Raw genomic sequence first — 15,599 nt, 5'->3', positions numbered from 1 at the left:
GGAGAAAAACGCGATCGCGATCGTTACCGTACATTACTTGGGATCGAATAGCGAACTCAACAATTCTTAACAATTGGTAAAGGGTCAGCAGAAGTGCAGAATGGAGAATCAGGAAAATCACTCAGTCAAAGGCAGTATCCTCGTTGTTGACGACACGCCGGCTAACCTGCGCTTATTAGTCGGAATGTTAACGCAGCGGGGACACGAAGCGCGGCCCGCCATCAACGGTAAACTTGCCCTTTCCGGCGCGCAAACCATGCCTCCGGACTTGATCCTGCTCGATATCATGATGCCGGACATGGACGGCTATGAAGTCTGTACTCAGCTAAAAGCCGACGAGCGCACCCGAGACATTCCCGTCATTTTTATTAGCGCCCTTGATGAAACCGTCGATAAAGTGCGAGCCTTTCGGGTTGGGGGGGTTGATTATATCTCCAAACCCTTTCGTAAAGAAGAAGTTCTCGCCCGAGTCGAAAATCAACTGCGCCTGCGCTTCGCCCGCGAGCAACTGCGCTTAAAAAACGACCAACTCGAAACCTTTAGCACTAACCTCAAGCAGCTTCATCGCCTCAACACCACCACCTATGACACTTTTGAAGCGTTAGCCGAAGATTATTTGCAAACGGGCTGTCAAATCTTAGGATTTTCCACGGGAATCGTCAGCAGTTTTCAAGAAAATACCTACCGGATCGAGGCAGTTCGCTCCAACATCAAACACCTCGAAGTGAAGGCAGAAGTTGCAATGCAAGAAACTTACTGCGGGGAAGTCGCGCGCCTGCGACAGACGATTGCCTGCGCCCACATCGGTCAAAGCGACACCTTAAGCCGCCATCCCGCCTACCAACGGGGATTGAGCTTTGAATCTTATTTAGGAACGCCAATTTGGGTGGATGGCGAATTTTATGGAACTCTGTGTTTTGCCGACCTAAATATACGATCGCAAGAGTTTCACTCCCACGAACGAGAAATTATTGAATTGATGGCCCAAAGCTTAGGGAAATTCGTGGCAGGGCATCGCATCGAACAGCAACGCCAGAAAGCCAAAGAAGAAACTCAACTGCTGTTAAGCGTGACTCAAGCTATCAGTCAAGCCCCCGACTTCGATAGTGCTTTAGCACGGGCGCTCCAACAGGTTTGCGAGGCTAGCGGCTGGAGCTATGGCGAAGCTTGGATTCCAAGCGTTGATGGGACGGTGTTAGAATGCAGTCCGGCTTGGTACGCGAACGGACTGAGGGGAGACAGCGATGCCGCCGTCCAGCGTTTCCGCTCTTACAGCGAACAGTTAACGTTTGCTCCCGGCGAAGGCATACCCGGACGGGCTTGGGAACAAGGACAGCCCGAATATTTACAAGATTTAACGTTGTCAGTAAAGGGTTTGGGCGATCGCGTGAAATTAGCGGTTGCCTGTGGCTTAAGCGTCGGTTTGTCGGTGCCAATTGTGGTTGCGCCCATCCCAGAACAAGGGTTGGCGGGACGGGTTCTTGCAGTGCTAGTGTTTCTCCATTTCGAGCATTCAACTTCTGATGCACGCCAAGAAGACGAGCGCTTAGCTGAATTAGTCGCTTCAGTGGCGACGCAGTTAGGAACGGTGATGCAACAAAAGCAAGCGGAAGCCGAACTGCGAGCGCTATTTGCGGCAATGGACGACCTGGTACTGATCCGCGATCGCCAGGGGCGCTGTCTGAAGGTTGCACCGACCAACGCGACATCCCCAACCAAACCCTTCCGGGAAAAGGTAGGGACGACGCTGCACGAAGTGCTACCGCAGCAGACAGCCGATCGCTTACTGACAGCGATCGCGCAAACACTCGACGAGTACCAGACAACCCACGTCGAGTATTGCATGAAGATTGAGGAACGAGAGATTTGGTTGGACGGACGCTTCTCTCCCCTCTCAGCCAATACAGTATTAATCGTCGCTCGGGATATTAGCGATCGCATCAAAGTGCAATCGGAATTGCAGACTTTAGCCTCCGAACTCGAATATCGCGTCTACGAGCGCACCGCCCAACTGCGAGATGCCAACCAAATCCTGCGCCAAGAAATTAGCGAGCGCATCACCGCCCAATCGGAACTCGCCAAATCGGAAGCAAGATTTCGCTCTGCCGTCGATAATATTCCGGATATCTTTGCCATCTACGATCGCGATCGACGCTATCAGTTCGTGAATACTGAAGGAATTCGGATTTTCAATAAACCGGTCGAAGATTTGCTCGGTCGTACCGATGCCGAAATCTTTCCACGCGAAGTCAGTTCGATTCTGCAACCCTTACTCGAAAGCGCGATCGCGACCCGGAAGCCTCAAACCGGAGAATGCACCGTTTCCCTTCCCCACTTCGGCAGGCGAACCTTCGTTCTCACCTACGTTCCCCTCATCGATCGCAAAGGCGAAATCTATCAGCTTTTGAGCATCGCCCACGACATTACCGAACGCAAGCAAGCCGAACAAGCGCTCCAAGAAGCCAAAGAACAGCTACAAGCCGTATTAGATGCCGTTCCTGGCTTTATTTCTTGGATTACAATCGGAGAAGACGACAACGGCGAGGGTTTATCGCTTCACTATCTCGGCGTAAACCGCAAACTCGCCAACTCCCTCAATCTCTCCCCCGAAGATTTTGTCGGTCAACCCATCGGGTTTATCACCCCCAACTCTCCCTTCACCCGCTCCATCGAACACTTTTTTCAAACCTCTGCCTCCTCCACCTCAGAAACCATCAACTTTGGTAGCGAAGACTCGCCAAGCAACTACCTGATCGTCGCTCAAAAATACCAGCACGATACCGCTGCGGTTTCAGTCGGGATCGATATCACCGCGCGCGTTCAGACCGAACTGCAACTCCAACGCGCTTACCAACGCTTGCAACTCCTCTCCGAACTCGCCTTCAAAATTCGTCGTTCCCTCGATATTGCAGAGATTCTTCAGACTACCGTTTCCGAGATTCAAACCCTGCTTAATGCCGATCGCGTCTTCATTGTCGAACGCCTGAGCGAACAAGCTGGGAAAGTCGTTAAAGAAGCAGCCCTCCCCAATCGAGCGTCGGTTCAAACCGCTAACCTCCTCTTTCCCTGCTTCTGCGCCGACTACCAAGAAAAATTTTTAGAAGGGAAAGCAGTCATTTTTGATGACGTAATCTCGGCAGAATTACCGGCAGCAGAACAGCCGATCTTACAGCGCTTTCAAGTTAGAGCTAAACTGATTGTCCCGATTTTTACTCAAGAGAGCTTGTGGGGCTGCCTGATTGTCCATCAATGCGATCGCCCGCGTAAATGGCATAACGACGAAATCGAACTCCTCCAACAACTCGCCGACCAAATTGGGATCGCCCTCTCCCAAGCGCAACTGCTCGACCGCCTCGAAGAACGAGTCCAAGAACGAACCGCCGAACTGCAAACCGCCAACCGTCAGCTAAGCCAAGAAATTGCCGAACGCACTCGCGCCGAACTCGCCCTGCGCGAAAGCGAAGAGCAACTGCGCCGCGTCATTAATAACAATGCTTACGGAGTTATCGTTTGTACGGGTGAGGGCTTTGTACGCTTTATTAATCCGGCCGCCGAATTAATTTTTGGTCGTTCTGCAACCGAACTGCTCGGAGTTGAGTTGGGAATGCCGCTACCCGATAGCGAAGCTAACGAACTCCCGATTTATCGCCCCCAAGGAGACCGCGTGGTTGTCGAGATGCGATCGGTAGAGATTAATTGGGAAGGCGAAACAGCCAACTTAATTTCGATGATGGATATTACCGAACGCAAAGCCGTCGAGCGGATGAAAGACGAATTTCTCTCTATCGCCAGTCACGAACTGCGTACCCCCCTCACCTCGATTCGCGGTTCCCTCGGACTACTGGCTACCGGACGTTTGGGTTCCCTCAGCGAAAAGGGTCAGCGAATGCTCGATATTGCCGTTAAGAATACCGAGCGCCTCGGACGCTTGCTCAACGACATTCTCGATCTCGAGCGCATGGAATCCGGAAAAGTCAAGATGGTGCAGCAAGATTGTAATGCAGTACCCCTGATCGTCCAAGCAGCCGAATCGATGCAATCGATGGCCGACGAAGCCGGTGTAATGCTGCAACTTGAAGTAAACGGCAGCGCGCTCCTAGCATCCGCTTCGCGGCGTTCGGCAGAACCCGATTCCGTCCCCCTATGGGCAGATCCTGACCAGATATTGCAAACTCTGACAAATTTAATCAGTAATAGCATTAAGTTTTCTACCCCCGGAAAAAGTATTTGGATTGGGGTTATCTCCGAGCCAAACTCGGTGCTTTTTTATGTTAGAGACCAAGGACGCGGTATTCCCACCGATAAACTCGAAAAAGTGTTCGGGCGCTTCCAACAAGTCGATGCTTCCGATTCGCGAGAGAAAGGCGGTACGGGTTTAGGACTTGCTATTTGTCGAGAAATTATCAAGCAGCACGGCGGTCGAATTTGGGTAGAAAGCGTTGTCGGCGAAGGCAGTACCTTTTTTGTGCGACTGCCCAATCGCCAGGAAAATGAATAAGACCTAAGCTGTTCGTCATTTAAATTGCGATCTGGGACTGACAAGGAGAGAGGGAGAGGGGGAGAGGGGGAGATTGAGTTTACCCAATTTAAATGCGCCTTAGCTTATTCAAAATTTGTGGAATGAGTGCCAGTTGAAAAACAGTCCACTTAGCGCCGGGAAACGGAAACTTTAGTCGGGCGGGTCGGTCATTGGAATTGTCAGCAATGAAAAAGTTAGATTTGAGAGGCATTTCGCTCCCTCAATAACAATCAATCCACTCTATGTTTACTGGAATTGCTGTCAAAAATCTGCCGATTAATAGCGAAAGCCAGGGAACTTTTTGAGGTAGATAAACGACATAGAAAATGAAGTCAACGACCTGAAAAAACACGACTGAGTGAAGGAAGAAAACAATGAAAGCTATTCTGAAATCCGCGATCGCGCTGTCCGCTCTCTCTGCAACCATTCTCTCGGCAGGAATCGCCTCCGCACAGCCCTATAGAGTAGAAGTCGATAAACCCGGAACCGATGCGAGTTACGTCGGTGCGGGGATTGCCGCAGGCGTAACCAACGGCGGACAAACCGGCGATGCAGCAACCTTCGGCGGTAACATTCAAGGTCGCGTCGCCGTCCCCAATGCCCCCGTTTCCGTTCGCGGTGCAGTTCTGTTCAGTGACGAAACCAGCGCGATTATCCCGATGGTTTCTTACGACCAACCGATTGCTAAGAACGCCAACGTTTATGTCGGTGCGGGTTACTCCTTCGTCGAAGCCAACGGCAAACCGACTCCCCTCGGCAATGATAACGCTCCCGTGATTGTGGCCGGTGGCGAAGCCGAAGTGTTAAATGGTGTCATGGTCTACGGCGATGCAAAATGGGGCATTAATGCCTATGAAAATAGCCCTGCTGATGCAGTTAGCTTACAAGCCGGTGTTGGCTATCGTTTCAACTAATTCGACTCACTAGCACGGCAATCCAATCCGAACTTAGGGCATAGCAGTGCTATGTGAAGAGGGCATAGCACTGCTATGCCCCTACTCTATTTCTAAAATTCCCGAAAAATTGTACGGATGGGTAGGCGAAACGGTGCAAAGTGATGTAGACTTTGTGCGAATCCCTGTAGGTCTACAAGCCTAATGCCTGCCCATCAATACCTTTATCATTTTATCGCCTTCCTTGCCGCCTCCACCATCGTTCTTTGGTGCACCCCTGTCGTCAAAACCCTCGGACTTAAAAGCGGTCACGTCGATCGCCCCAACGAGCGTAAAATGCACCAAAAACCGATGGTCCGCATTGGCGGCGTGTCTATTTTTGTAGGAACGATTGCAGCCCTCTTTACGGTTTGGTTTTTGGGGGCTTTTACAGGATTAACTCCCGATCGCAAAAGCGAAATTCTCGGCGTAATGTTGGGAGGAACGGGCTTTTTTTGTATTGGTTTAGCTGACGATCTTTTCAACCTTCGTCCCCTCTCCCGCCTAGCCATGCAAACCGTTGTTGCAGCCGGGGCTTGGAATATGGGCGTTAGTATTGACTTCCTTTCTATTCCCTTTGGCAATCTTGTAGATATCAATGGGAGTTTAAGCCTTTTGGTCACGATTGTCTGGTTGGTGGGCATGGCCAATGCCATTAATTGGATTGATGGGTTGGACGGTTTAGCGGCTGGCGTATCCGGTATTGCCGCCGTCGTTATGCTAGTCGTCAGTTTATTTATGGATCAACCCGCAGCCGCCTTAATCGTAGCAGCGCTTGCGGGTGGTGCTTTGGGCTTCCTGCGCTACAACTTCAACCCGGCCGAGATTTTTATGGGCGATGGGGGGGCTTATTTTATGGGCTTTACCCTAGCTGGTGTCGGGGCGATTGGTTTAGTTAAAAGCACGGCGATTACTGCTGTCATTTTGCCCTACCTCATCCTGGCGGTTCCCATCGTCGATATGTCCTCAGTGATTGTTTTGCGCCTCAGTAACGGGCGTTCTCCCTTCCTTGCTGATAAGCGCCACTTACACCACCGCTTAATTAACGCGGGCATTTCTCACCGCTTGACAGTTTTGTTTATTTATGCTTTGACGCTGTGGGTAGGAAGTTTAGCGATGGCGTTCTCTGGCATTCCTAGCGGCGAGGCTTATGCGTTCGGTGCAACGCTGCTGCTGTGCTACGTCGGCTGGCAAGTGCGGCGCAATATGCAGGTGCGACGGAATTAACGTTAATCCCCCCACCTTGTTTAATTCCATTTTTCGATCGGGGTAAGCGATGCGAGGGGAAAGCCCGCAATCTAATATTTTTATGAGTGCAGAAATTATTTGTGTTGGAACGGAAATCCTTTTGGGCGATATTACAAACACGAACGCCCAATATTTAGCGCGAGAACTGGCGGATTTAGGGATTCCGCACTACTATCAAACGACGGTAGGGGATAATTGCGATCGCATCCATCAAGCAATTCAAGTCGCCTGCAACCGTTCCACAATCCTGATTTTTACTGGCGGTTTGGGGCCGACCCCCGACGATTTAACCCACGACGCGATCGCATCCTTCTTCGAGACTCCCCTGACAGAACGTCCGGAAATCGTGCGCGATATCAGCGAAAAGTTTGCCCAGCGCGGGCGAACCATGACTCCCAATAACCTCAAACAAGCCCAGCTTCCCGCCGGTGCAGACATCCTTCCCAATCCCAGGGGAACTGCACCCGGAATCGTTTGGCAGCCGCGAGAAAATTTGCTGATTTTGACCTTTCCCGGCGTTCCCTCAGAAATGAAGCCCATGTGGAAAGAAACCGCCGTTCCCGCGCTCAAACAGCAGGGTTGGGGTAAACATATCATCTACAGTCGCACGCTGAAATTTTGGGGCATTGGCGAATCGGCGCTCGCGGCGAAAGTTGCTCCCTTTTTTGACTTGACAAATCCCACCGTTGCCCCTTATGCCAGCTACGGTTTGGTCAAATTGCGCGTTTCGGCGAAAGCGGAGTCGGAAGCAACAGCCATTGCCCTCATCGAACCGATCGCGCGACAATTACAAGAGATCGCCGGTGAAGATTATTTTGGATGCGATGAAGAGACTTTAGCCTCGATAGTCGGAACTTTATTGCGAGAGAGCGGCGAAACCCTCAGCGTAGCAGAATCCTGTACGGGCGGCGCTTTAGGTGCAATGTTAACCGACATCCCCGGCAGTTCGGACTATTTTCTCGGTGGGATTATTTCCTACAGCAATGATGTGAAAATCTCTGCCCTCGGAGTTCGCCCTGAAAGTTTGCAGCAATACGGGGCCGTCAGCGAAACCGTTGCCCGGGAAATGGCCCTCGGAGTCAAAGCTTGCCTCAATTCTGACTGGGGTTTAAGCATTACCGGTGTAGCCGGTCCCGGAGGCGGTAGCGACGAAAAACCGGTGGGATTAGTTTACATTGCCTTAGCCGCACCCGATAAAACAGTAGAAGTCTTTGAGTTCCGTTTTGGAACGGAAAAAGAGCGTGCGGCGATCCGTTCTTTGAGTACCGGTCATGCCCTAGACAGACTGCGCCGCCGTCTTTTAGCTTAAGCTCTAGCAGGTGGAATCGGGTGCGATGCCAGCTTGAAATCTGTAACACTTCATAAAAAAGTGTGTTATGGTAGACTAAACAATCCAGAGTTTCGAGGCAAAACATTAAAGCATTGCTCTTTTGAAATGCTTTGCCCCTAAAGTGCTAGCGGTTTTAACAATCAAGTCGATTGAATCTGCAAAGAGTGCCACTCTCAACAATCGATGATATTAGATTGCTGGGTACAATAAAAGTAAGTCTGAACAGGAGCCTTTTGTTCGCATGGATTACATAGACACGGTGTTGGAAAAGCTAAAAGAGTGGGGCCGCCGCTTAATCGAAGCTCTACTAGGGCCAGAGGCGGAACCCGAAGCAGAGCTAATCCCCATACCCGTCAACGATCCACAGCGTCCCCGACGCAACTAGATTGAAGCCTAACCGATGAACGCTGAGGCTGGGCAATCTTTCAGCATTCTGGTTCTTCACGGCCCTAACCTAAACCTGTTAGGTCTGCGAGAGCCAGATATTTACGGCCGCATCACTTTAGAGGAAATTAATGCCCAGCTTCGTAGCGAAGGAGAAGTGCTGGGGGTCAATGTCTCTTGTTTTCAATCCAATCATGAGGGTGCATTGGTCGATGCGATTCATGCCGCTTGGGGGAAAGAGAGCGGTATTTTGATTAATGCAGGCGCTTATACGCATACGAGCGTTGCGATTCGAGATGCGCTAGCGGGGGTGGCGATTCCGACGGTAGAAGTTCACCTCAGTAATATTTACAAGCGGGAAGATTTTCGCCATCACTCTTATATTGCACCAATCGCGATCGGACAGATTAGCGGTTTTGGGGCTGCAAGTTATCGCCTCGGACTGATTGCACTTATTCATTATTTGCAGCAGAGTGACTCAAATTCATAAAATCTTCTTAGCCTATAAAAAAAGGCGATGATTGACAATTACGAACAAGCAATCGCATTACTGGAAAAAATGGAAGCTCGTTTGCCTATTCCCGTGCGAGCTACCCCAGAGTTGCTAGAACATTTAGAAAATCAGGGTGAAAAGTATCCTAAAAGTCAAGAATTTTTAATCGATAATGTCCACTATATTGGGGATATGGGTGGGATTATCTGCGGGATAGATCCCGGAAATGATAGAGCCTATTCTATTTCAATTACGCACTTAAGATTTTCAAATGAGTGCGACCTTGCAGAAGAAATTCGAGCTTATCAGCGTAAGCGAGTTAGGAAATTAGCGATCGAGCAGGGAAAATTAGGGCGCGCTAAGCGATTGGCAAAGAGAAGCGAGAAAAAGAAAGGTTTCGGTTAAATATATCAAAAAAAACTGGGTTTAAGACCTCGCCCTGACCGGGTGACTTTATACTATGATTCTTCCAGTCGATCTAAGCGATCGATGCCCAATTCAACCGCATTTTTCTCGCGATCGCTTTCCGGCAATTCCGAGAGGAAAACTTCGCTGTCTTCGGTTAAGATTTCCGGTTCGCGACGATGGATGCGAATTTGGTCGAGGCGCGGTCCTTCTGCCGCAGCAACGGTTAAGTCAAGGTTTTCATACTGGAGCGTTTCGCCTAAAGTAGGGATTTTTTGGAACTGATACAACAAAAAACCGCCTAGGGTTTGATACTCATCGGAGAGTGGTAGATCGAAATCTAACAGTTCGTTGACCTCTTCTAAATCCATCTGCGCTTTCACGAGGTAAGTGCGCTCGTCTAGCATTTGCAGGGCGACTTCTTCGGAGTCTTCTAGGGGCATTTCCAGCCCGACGATCTCGTCGATGACATCGTGCAGCGTGACCAATCCCGCAGTGCCTCCGAATTCATCGACCACAACAACCATTTCTAAACGCGATCGCTGCATTAACGGCAGCAGTTCGCTTAAGGGGGTAACTTCCAGGATAAAGCGAGCGGGCTTAATCCAGCCTTGAATAGGCGTTTGCGGCGTTAGTTGACCGCGAGCGAGGGGTTCGGCGAGTTCTTTGAAGTCAATGATTCCGAGAATGTCGTCGAGGGATTCTCCCGTTACGGGAAAACGAGAATGTCCGGTGCTGACGACTTCTTCGAGCAAACTTTCAAAGGTTGCCCTTTGTTCGATCGCGCACAAACGAGTACGCGGAACCATGACTTCAGCAGCAATCACTTCGCCAAATTCAAACACATTGCTGAGCAGTTCTCGTTCTTCGGCTTCCAGTCCGCTCGATTCGCCTTCGGTGGCGACGATCAGTTGCAGTTCTTCCGGGGTGATACGATTGTTCCATTCTTGCCCTGTATACTGAATGCCGAGCAAGCGCAATAGACAGCGGGTAGATTGATTGAGAATCCAGATGAAAGGATTAAAAATACGCGCGATCGCTAAACTGGGAGGGCCGAATAAACGCGCGAGTTGCTCGGAATAGAGTAAAGCAACGGATTTCGGGCAGAGTTCGCCGAGGACGATTTGAAGGTAAGCAATCAGAAAGAAAGCAGCGGGAATCGCCACAGAGTGGGCAAGCTTCTGTTCGATTCCGGCGGGGAGAGGCAAACGTTCGAGGAGTTCGACGACTGAATTAGCCATCGTACTCTCGCCAATCCAGCCCAAGGCGAGACTCGAAAGGGTAATTCCGAGTTGCGTGGTAGAAAGCAGGCGCTCGATGCTACGCTGGAGCGACTGAACGGTTTGTGCGGGGACATCCCCAGCGGCGACTAATTGAGCGATCCGCGATCGCCGTACCGATACGATTGAAAATTCGGCAGTAACAAAGAAGGCGTTAATCGCAATCAACAGTAACACTGCCAATAACCGGAAGGCAATGTGTTGAAGTGTCAGTTCGGTTTCTAACGTCACAGTAGAAAGCACCCAATCCCCAGCAACCAGCATTTAGTCCTTAATGGGTATACCGGCAAGGTTTAATTGCAATTTGCGATCGGGATAGTCCGACAGAGATAAGGAAACTTTTTCCGCTCCTTCGAGCAGAGCAGTAGGTACTTTTACCGTACCGGAATACTGTTCGCTCTTCGGGGGTAATTCTCCCGGCAAACCATCGGTAACAGCGCTTAAGACCCGTCCTTGGTCGTCTTTCACTTCTAGGAAGCTATAGAGAAAGCGCACGGGTTGGGAGCTTTCATTTTTGAGTTTGACATCGAGCAATAGAGAACCCCCATCTTCGGTAGCGCTAGTGACTTCCATCGTTACATCTTGCTGGCGATCGGCGATTGGGAGCTTAGCGGCTTTCTGGTTGGCTTTGTCCTCAGCGTCTTTTGAGGCAGAATTTTCATTGTCGTCCTTGCTCGAATCCTGCTCGTCGTCTCGCTTCTTCCCGTCCTTAATACTTTGGTTGCCGCGACGGATCGCTGCTTTCACGTCTTTGAGAATATCTTGCTCTTTGAGTAAAATTTTGAGTTCTTTGCGATCCATCGTTTCTTGCTTGTCACCAATCAGCTTTCGCGATGGACTGGTATCGGGTTGAGTTACGCCTTTGAGGGCTTCGTACCCCATTGCATAGCCCCACAAACTGCTGACTGCGCCCGCAGCGACCATCAAAATCAGCAAAACAAATGTCAATGCTACGGTTGAGTTGAATTTCATGAGGGTGGGTTCGCTACTCGATAGTTACGAGGATCGAGTATGATATTATAGATCGAAAGTTCCATTTTCGATCGCAAACTTTGAATTTTAGATTTGCCCAGGGTTGGCCGAGCGGTTTAGGCAGCGAACTCATAATTCGCCCCAGGCAGGTTCAACTCCTGCACCCTGGATTGTCGATCGAACCCGCCTTCCTTGTAGATAGTTCGATCGCGAGAAATCGCCCAATCGCAAGTCTTTCCCATCGCAGCGCCGGGATCTCGTGACGATTAGTATTTAAGTCCCGCTACTTCCACATATTATCGAGTCGGGCAGGTTCTAATACCAATTCTCCAAGTTCGGACGACAGATATTGAGGCTGAAATCCCTAATATATCTAAGTTTTTTAATTTTTAATTTTTAATTTTTAATTGGTATAAAGCCAGTTTTGCTCGGATTTGGGCTTAGTCCCGCTACAAAAAAAATAGCGATCGCTTCATGAATTAACGCGATCGCAACCTATTCTCAAAACTTTTTTCAAGGGAAAATCCAATGTTCTGGGCTTGAATTGTTATGTACCAGAAGTTATCAATTTACTAGCTCATATTGACCGCCATTGCAGACATAAACATTCTCGCTGACGACGACCTGACCGTCTTCAAAGACGCTTTTAAAGTCATACAAACAGTCCTCTCTGCCGTCATTGATTGTAATAGGAACAGAGCTAGACGAATCTAATGTATCGACTCCTAAAATATCTTCTTCCCACTCATCCGTACTCGGCGGGGAAGCATAAAACTCATTTAAAATCAAATCGGTATTATTAACTAACTTAAAAGTAACAGACTCTGTTTGAGCGGAGACGCGGTTAGGAGCAAATGCCAAAACTGAAGTGGACAGTGCGGCGGCCGTTAGCGAATGACCCACTAAGTTACGAAAAGCGGTTAATTGACCCATTATGACCCCGTATAATTGTTGATTGAGCTTTCCTAATTCAAAAGTATCCGATGCTTTTAGAAAGCGTCATCAGTGCAAATACTCGATCTCGAGGGGCAGTTTGAGGCTCAATACGAACTCATTTTGCCATGATTTTAGGTATATTTACCATCGTCAGGACGGGCAAGGCACTCTAGCGGGCGATCGATGAAGATTCCCAATTGAAAGGCTTAAAATCGAGTCCGACTTCTGGCTTCAGGAATGGCATACTCTAAAAGCGCGATCGTGTGTTTTAGCGGGGCGGGGCAACCTCGAAAAGAAACTCGCTACCCCGGACGGGAGCCTGCGGTCCTGCAAAACTGGGATTGAGACGGAGAGAGGTATTGAAGGGATTGGCGATATCGACGGTGCGGATGACGGGGCCGCTCATGGTTTGCAGGTAGTAGAGTTCGCGGTAGAGTTTATGTGCGTCTTCAGCATCGCGCGCGATCGCGTTATCGAGGAAATAAGGCATACCAAACATCGTTTGCACCGGGCTATAGAGGCGACTGCGGTTAAAGCTATCGCCGGAATGCGACGTTATCGAATAGTCGAAGGCATCGGGAATCGACTCGAAGTCGATCAGTTCAAACTGTTCGGGGTTGATATATGTTTGAGCGATCGCCGCAGAAGAGAATACACTAGGAATCGCGATCGCCAGCAGAGCAACTAAATTCTTGAATGGCATGAGCATGACATCTCCCCACAAATTGGCATTCTAATTGTACTTAAATCTTTGCCCATCCCTAGCGATCGGTCAAGTTTTCCTTCCAATGAACCAAAATTCCTTAACATCCCCCCCCCATTTAGACGCGCTGCGTCAATCCCTGCTCGAGCTTTTAGTAACCCAAGCCTACCGCGAAGGCGATTTTCTGCTCTCCTCCGGCGGGCGCAGCAGCTACTACATTAACGGCAAACAAGTCACCTTGCGCGCGGAAGGGGCCGAAGCGATCGGGCGCTTGTTCTTCTCGCTATTACCAGAAGACGCGCGCGCCGTCGCCGGACTCACCCTCGGTGCCGATCCCCTCGTCACTGCCGTTAGTCTCATTTCCGCCCTAGAAGGCCATCCGATTCCCGCCCTCATCGTTCGTAAAGAGGCGAAAGGTCACGGGACGATGGCCTATATTGAAGGGCCGACTTTGGAGGCTGGGGCGAAAGTCGTTGTTTTAGAAGATGTCGTCACGACGGGGCGATCGGCAATGCAAGCTGTGGAACGCTTGCGAGATGCGGGTTACGAAGTCGATCTCATCTTGGCTTTGGTCGATCGCGAACAGGGCGGCGCTGAATTTTATCAATCCCAAGGAATTCAATTCCAAGCGATTTTTACGATCGCGGATCTTCAGGCGCGCTTCCGGGATAAGGCGGTATAGTCATGTAGAAATTCGGGCTGTTCTGCCGAATATTTGGCGCTTTCGACCAGCAAATGTTGCAGGAAAGTTTCGGCGATGGGAGATAACTGTTTCCCTCCTAAATAGGCCACGTACCACTGACGCGGGATCGGGAAATGTTCGACATCTAACACCGTCAGTTCCCCAGAAGACATCGAGGGGATTAGAGAGTGTCGGGAGAGAACAGAAATACCCAAACCGCCCGCGATCGCGTGTTTAATGGCCTCATTGCTCCCTAGTTCCAATCGTACCTTCACCGAAACGCCCTGCTGCTCGAATAGTTCCTCTACCGCTTGGCGAGTTCCAGAACCTGACTCGCGCATGATGAACGGTTCGCCATTGAGTCGCGCGATCGCGATATTGCGTTTCCCCGCCAAAGGATGGTCGGATCGCGCTACCACCACTAAAGGATTCTCTAAAAATGCTTGACTCCAAAGCTCGACATCTTGCGGCCGTTGGCTGAGAACGTAAAGATCGTCCTTGTTTTCTAGCATCCGCTGCGTCAAATTTTGATGGTTGGTGACTTGCAGCGAAATATCAATCGTTGGATAGTGCTGGCAAAATGACCCCAATAGTCGCGGGACAAAGTATTTTGCCGTCGTAATCGCCCCCAAACGCAAACATCCTTGCTTCGTGCCTTTTAAGTCGGACACCTTCATATCGAAGTTGTCCAACTGCTCGAACACCTCCCGACAAGTAGTCAGCAGTTCTTGTCCGGCTTCGGTTAAGTAAAGCTGTTTGCCAATCTGCTCGAACAACGGCAACCCGACTGTTCCAGCCAATTGCTTGATTTGACTGGAAACGGTTGGCTGCGTAATATATAGCGCCTCTGCCGCCTTTGTAAAGCTGCCGTAGCGCGCTACGGTCTCAAATACTTTTAACTGATGGAGGGTTGCCTGCATCCGAAATCTCTCCTTAATGCCAATAAATTTCCCTTCCCCATTATTTTACCATAGATGTATTTCTATTAGACAACCAATGAGCATAGAGTATAGTCAATTTTGTCAGGATTGGCTCATGTTCTTTGGTTCGTCCCTTCTCTGTTGTTCTACATCCTTAAATCCGACTGGCAACCGCCGCCGACATCAGCGAGGCGGAACGAGGTTCCCTCGTATTAACGGGCATTCTCCTTCTCCTTAGCTGGGTGATTATCGTTAGGCGGTTGGTCGCTCAGATCGCAACGAGAGCGCTTGAATGCGCTACAATAGGGCGTTTAAGTCACGCGATCGCGCCTAACATTGTCAGCTTATTACGCTCTTTCTCACCACGACTGGTTGGGTGTCGCTCTTCGACTCGGCGGCGCGATGATAGTGGGCGCTGCCCTGGGTATGGAACGGCAAGTCGATAACAAAGCGGGCGGACTGAGAACACATATTTTAGTCAGTCTCGGAGCGGCGACTTTTACCCTCATTCCTATTTTGACGGGGGAGGCAGAACGCAGTCCCGATGCTCTTTCTCGCGTCGTTCAAGGTATTGCTACTGGCATTGGGTTTGTAGGGGCTGGGGAAATTTTTCACCAGAGTCGGGAGCAAAAGGGAGAATTGAAAGTTATCGGACTTACCTCTGCAACGGCAATTTGGGTTTCTGCCGCGCTTGGGGTTGCTGCGGCTTGCGGTTTGTGGTCTCTCGCTTTCATCGGAGCGGTCTTATCCTTAGTCGTTTTAAGATTAGTTAAAAAATTGGAACGTTTCATTTGA

14 protein-coding genes and 1 tRNA gene are annotated in these 15,599 nt (G+C 50.0%); 10 read left to right on the top strand and 5 right to left on the bottom strand.

Annotated features, from left to right (window positions below):
- Positions 1-100: 100 nt before the first annotated feature.
- The 7 genes from H6G50_RS24035 to H6G50_RS04580 all read left to right on the top strand — a co-directional run bounded on the left by H6G50_RS24035 (position 101) and on the right by H6G50_RS04580 (position 9,311).
- Positions 101-4,498, top strand: coding sequence for a GAF domain-containing protein (locus H6G50_RS24035; RefSeq protein WP_190713744.1), 4,398 nt, complete (start codon positions 101-103; stop codon positions 4,496-4,498).
- A gap of 395 nt (positions 4,499-4,893) precedes the next feature.
- Positions 4,894-5,433 carry an outer membrane beta-barrel protein gene (locus H6G50_RS04605; protein WP_190713742.1) on the top strand — a complete coding sequence of 180 codons (540 nt, stop codon included), beginning with the start codon at positions 4,894-4,896 and terminating at the stop codon, positions 5,431-5,433.
- 183 nt (positions 5,434-5,616) lie between these two features.
- On the top strand, positions 5,617-6,678 hold the full coding sequence (locus tag H6G50_RS04600; protein ID WP_190713740.1) for an MraY family glycosyltransferase: 1,062 nt from the start codon (positions 5,617-5,619) through the stop codon (positions 6,676-6,678).
- A gap of 82 nt (positions 6,679-6,760) precedes the next feature.
- On the top strand, positions 6,761-8,008 hold the full coding sequence (locus H6G50_RS04595) for a competence/damage-inducible protein A (protein WP_190713737.1): 1,248 nt from the start codon (positions 6,761-6,763) through the stop codon (positions 8,006-8,008).
- 262 nt (positions 8,009-8,270) lie between these two features.
- On the top strand, positions 8,271-8,414 hold the full coding sequence (locus H6G50_RS04590) for a hypothetical protein (RefSeq protein ID WP_190713735.1): 144 nt from the start codon (positions 8,271-8,273) through the stop codon (positions 8,412-8,414).
- Between the two features lie 15 nt (positions 8,415-8,429).
- A complete protein-coding gene (gene aroQ, locus H6G50_RS04585; RefSeq protein ID WP_190713733.1) occupies positions 8,430-8,903 on the top strand; it encodes a type II 3-dehydroquinate dehydratase in 474 nt (157 codons plus the stop codon).
- Positions 8,904-8,930: 27 nt separating this feature from the next.
- Complete coding sequence (locus H6G50_RS04580; RefSeq protein WP_190713731.1) at positions 8,931-9,311, top strand: hypothetical protein; 381 nt, start codon at positions 8,931-8,933, stop codon at positions 9,309-9,311.
- 53 nt (positions 9,312-9,364) lie between these two features.
- On the opposite strand, the gene H6G50_RS04575 is transcribed toward H6G50_RS04580, so the two are convergent.
- Together H6G50_RS04575 and H6G50_RS04570 are read right to left on the bottom strand one after the other, a co-directional pair.
- Positions 9,365-10,855: a hemolysin family protein gene (locus tag H6G50_RS04575; protein WP_190713730.1), complete on the bottom strand. Its 1,491-nt coding sequence runs from the start codon at positions 10,853-10,855 to the stop codon at positions 9,365-9,367.
- Entirely contained in the window at positions 10,856-11,563 is a 708-nt protein-coding gene (locus H6G50_RS04570) for a hypothetical protein (protein ID WP_190713728.1), read from the bottom strand.
- A gap of 97 nt (positions 11,564-11,660) precedes the next feature.
- Here H6G50_RS04570 and H6G50_RS04565 point away from each other — a divergent pair.
- Positions 11,661-11,733: transfer RNA gene (locus H6G50_RS04565), tRNA-Ile, on the top strand.
- Between the two features lie 394 nt (positions 11,734-12,127).
- Here the strand turns inward: H6G50_RS04565 and H6G50_RS04560 are convergent.
- Complete coding sequence (locus tag H6G50_RS04560) at positions 12,128-12,496, bottom strand: hypothetical protein (protein WP_190713727.1); 369 nt, start codon at positions 12,494-12,496, stop codon at positions 12,128-12,130.
- Positions 12,497-12,767: 271 nt separating this feature from the next.
- On the bottom strand, positions 12,768-13,202 hold the full coding sequence (locus H6G50_RS04555; RefSeq protein WP_190713725.1) for a hypothetical protein: 435 nt from the start codon (positions 13,200-13,202) through the stop codon (positions 12,768-12,770).
- An 85-nt stretch (positions 13,203-13,287) separates the two neighbouring features.
- Between H6G50_RS04555 and pyrE the strand changes: the two genes are divergently transcribed.
- Complete coding sequence (pyrE, locus tag H6G50_RS04550; RefSeq protein ID WP_190713722.1) at positions 13,288-13,884, top strand: orotate phosphoribosyltransferase; 597 nt, start codon at positions 13,288-13,290, stop codon at positions 13,882-13,884.
- Here the strand turns inward: pyrE and H6G50_RS04545 are convergent.
- A complete protein-coding gene (locus tag H6G50_RS04545) occupies positions 13,854-14,804 on the bottom strand; it encodes a LysR family transcriptional regulator (protein WP_190713719.1) in 951 nt (316 codons plus the stop codon). The two genes, pyrE and H6G50_RS04545, sit on opposite strands and share 31 nt — an antisense overlap.
- A gap of 336 nt (positions 14,805-15,140) precedes the next feature.
- On the opposite strand from H6G50_RS04545, the gene H6G50_RS04540 reads away from it, so the two are divergent.
- Positions 15,141-15,599 carry an MgtC/SapB family protein gene (locus H6G50_RS04540; RefSeq protein ID WP_242032711.1) on the top strand — a complete coding sequence of 153 codons (459 nt, stop codon included), beginning with the start codon at positions 15,141-15,143 and terminating at the stop codon, positions 15,597-15,599.

Source organism: Oscillatoria sp. FACHB-1406, from assembly GCF_014698145.1.
Lineage (GTDB): Bacteria > Cyanobacteriota > Cyanobacteriia > Cyanobacteriales > Spirulinaceae > FACHB-1406.
Note: the sequence above shows the minus strand (reverse complement) of the source record. Positions and strands in the feature narration are given on the sequence as shown.

What these genes read in the sequence shown, in the direction of transcription:
- H6G50_RS24035 (WP_190713744.1), top strand. Translation starts at nt 101, where the DNA reads ATGGAGAATCAGGAAAATCACTCAGTCAAAGGCAGTATCCTCGTTGTT.
- H6G50_RS04605 (WP_190713742.1), top strand. Translation starts at nt 4,894, where the DNA reads ATGAAAGCTATTCTGAAATCCGCGATCGCGCTGTCCGCTCTCTCTGCA.
- H6G50_RS04600 (WP_190713740.1), top strand. Translation starts at nt 5,617, where the DNA reads ATGCCTGCCCATCAATACCTTTATCATTTTATCGCCTTCCTTGCCGCC.
- H6G50_RS04595 (WP_190713737.1), top strand. Translation starts at nt 6,761, where the DNA reads ATGAGTGCAGAAATTATTTGTGTTGGAACGGAAATCCTTTTGGGCGAT.
- H6G50_RS04590 (WP_190713735.1), top strand. Translation starts at nt 8,271, where the DNA reads ATGGATTACATAGACACGGTGTTGGAAAAGCTAAAAGAGTGGGGCCGC.
- aroQ (WP_190713733.1), top strand. Translation starts at nt 8,430, where the DNA reads ATGAACGCTGAGGCTGGGCAATCTTTCAGCATTCTGGTTCTTCACGGC.
- H6G50_RS04580 (WP_190713731.1), top strand. Translation starts at nt 8,931, where the DNA reads ATGATTGACAATTACGAACAAGCAATCGCATTACTGGAAAAAATGGAA.
- H6G50_RS04575 (WP_190713730.1), bottom strand. Translation starts at nt 10,855, where the DNA reads ATGCTGGTTGCTGGGGATTGGGTGCTTTCTACTGTGACGTTAGAAACC.
- H6G50_RS04570 (WP_190713728.1), bottom strand. Translation starts at nt 11,563, where the DNA reads ATGAAATTCAACTCAACCGTAGCATTGACATTTGTTTTGCTGATTTTG.
- H6G50_RS04560 (WP_190713727.1), bottom strand. Translation starts at nt 12,496, where the DNA reads ATGGGTCAATTAACCGCTTTTCGTAACTTAGTGGGTCATTCGCTAACG.
- H6G50_RS04555 (WP_190713725.1), bottom strand. Translation starts at nt 13,202, where the DNA reads ATGCCATTCAAGAATTTAGTTGCTCTGCTGGCGATCGCGATTCCTAGT.
- pyrE (WP_190713722.1), top strand. Translation starts at nt 13,288, where the DNA reads ATGAACCAAAATTCCTTAACATCCCCCCCCCATTTAGACGCGCTGCGT.
- H6G50_RS04545 (WP_190713719.1), bottom strand. Translation starts at nt 14,804, where the DNA reads ATGCAGGCAACCCTCCATCAGTTAAAAGTATTTGAGACCGTAGCGCGC.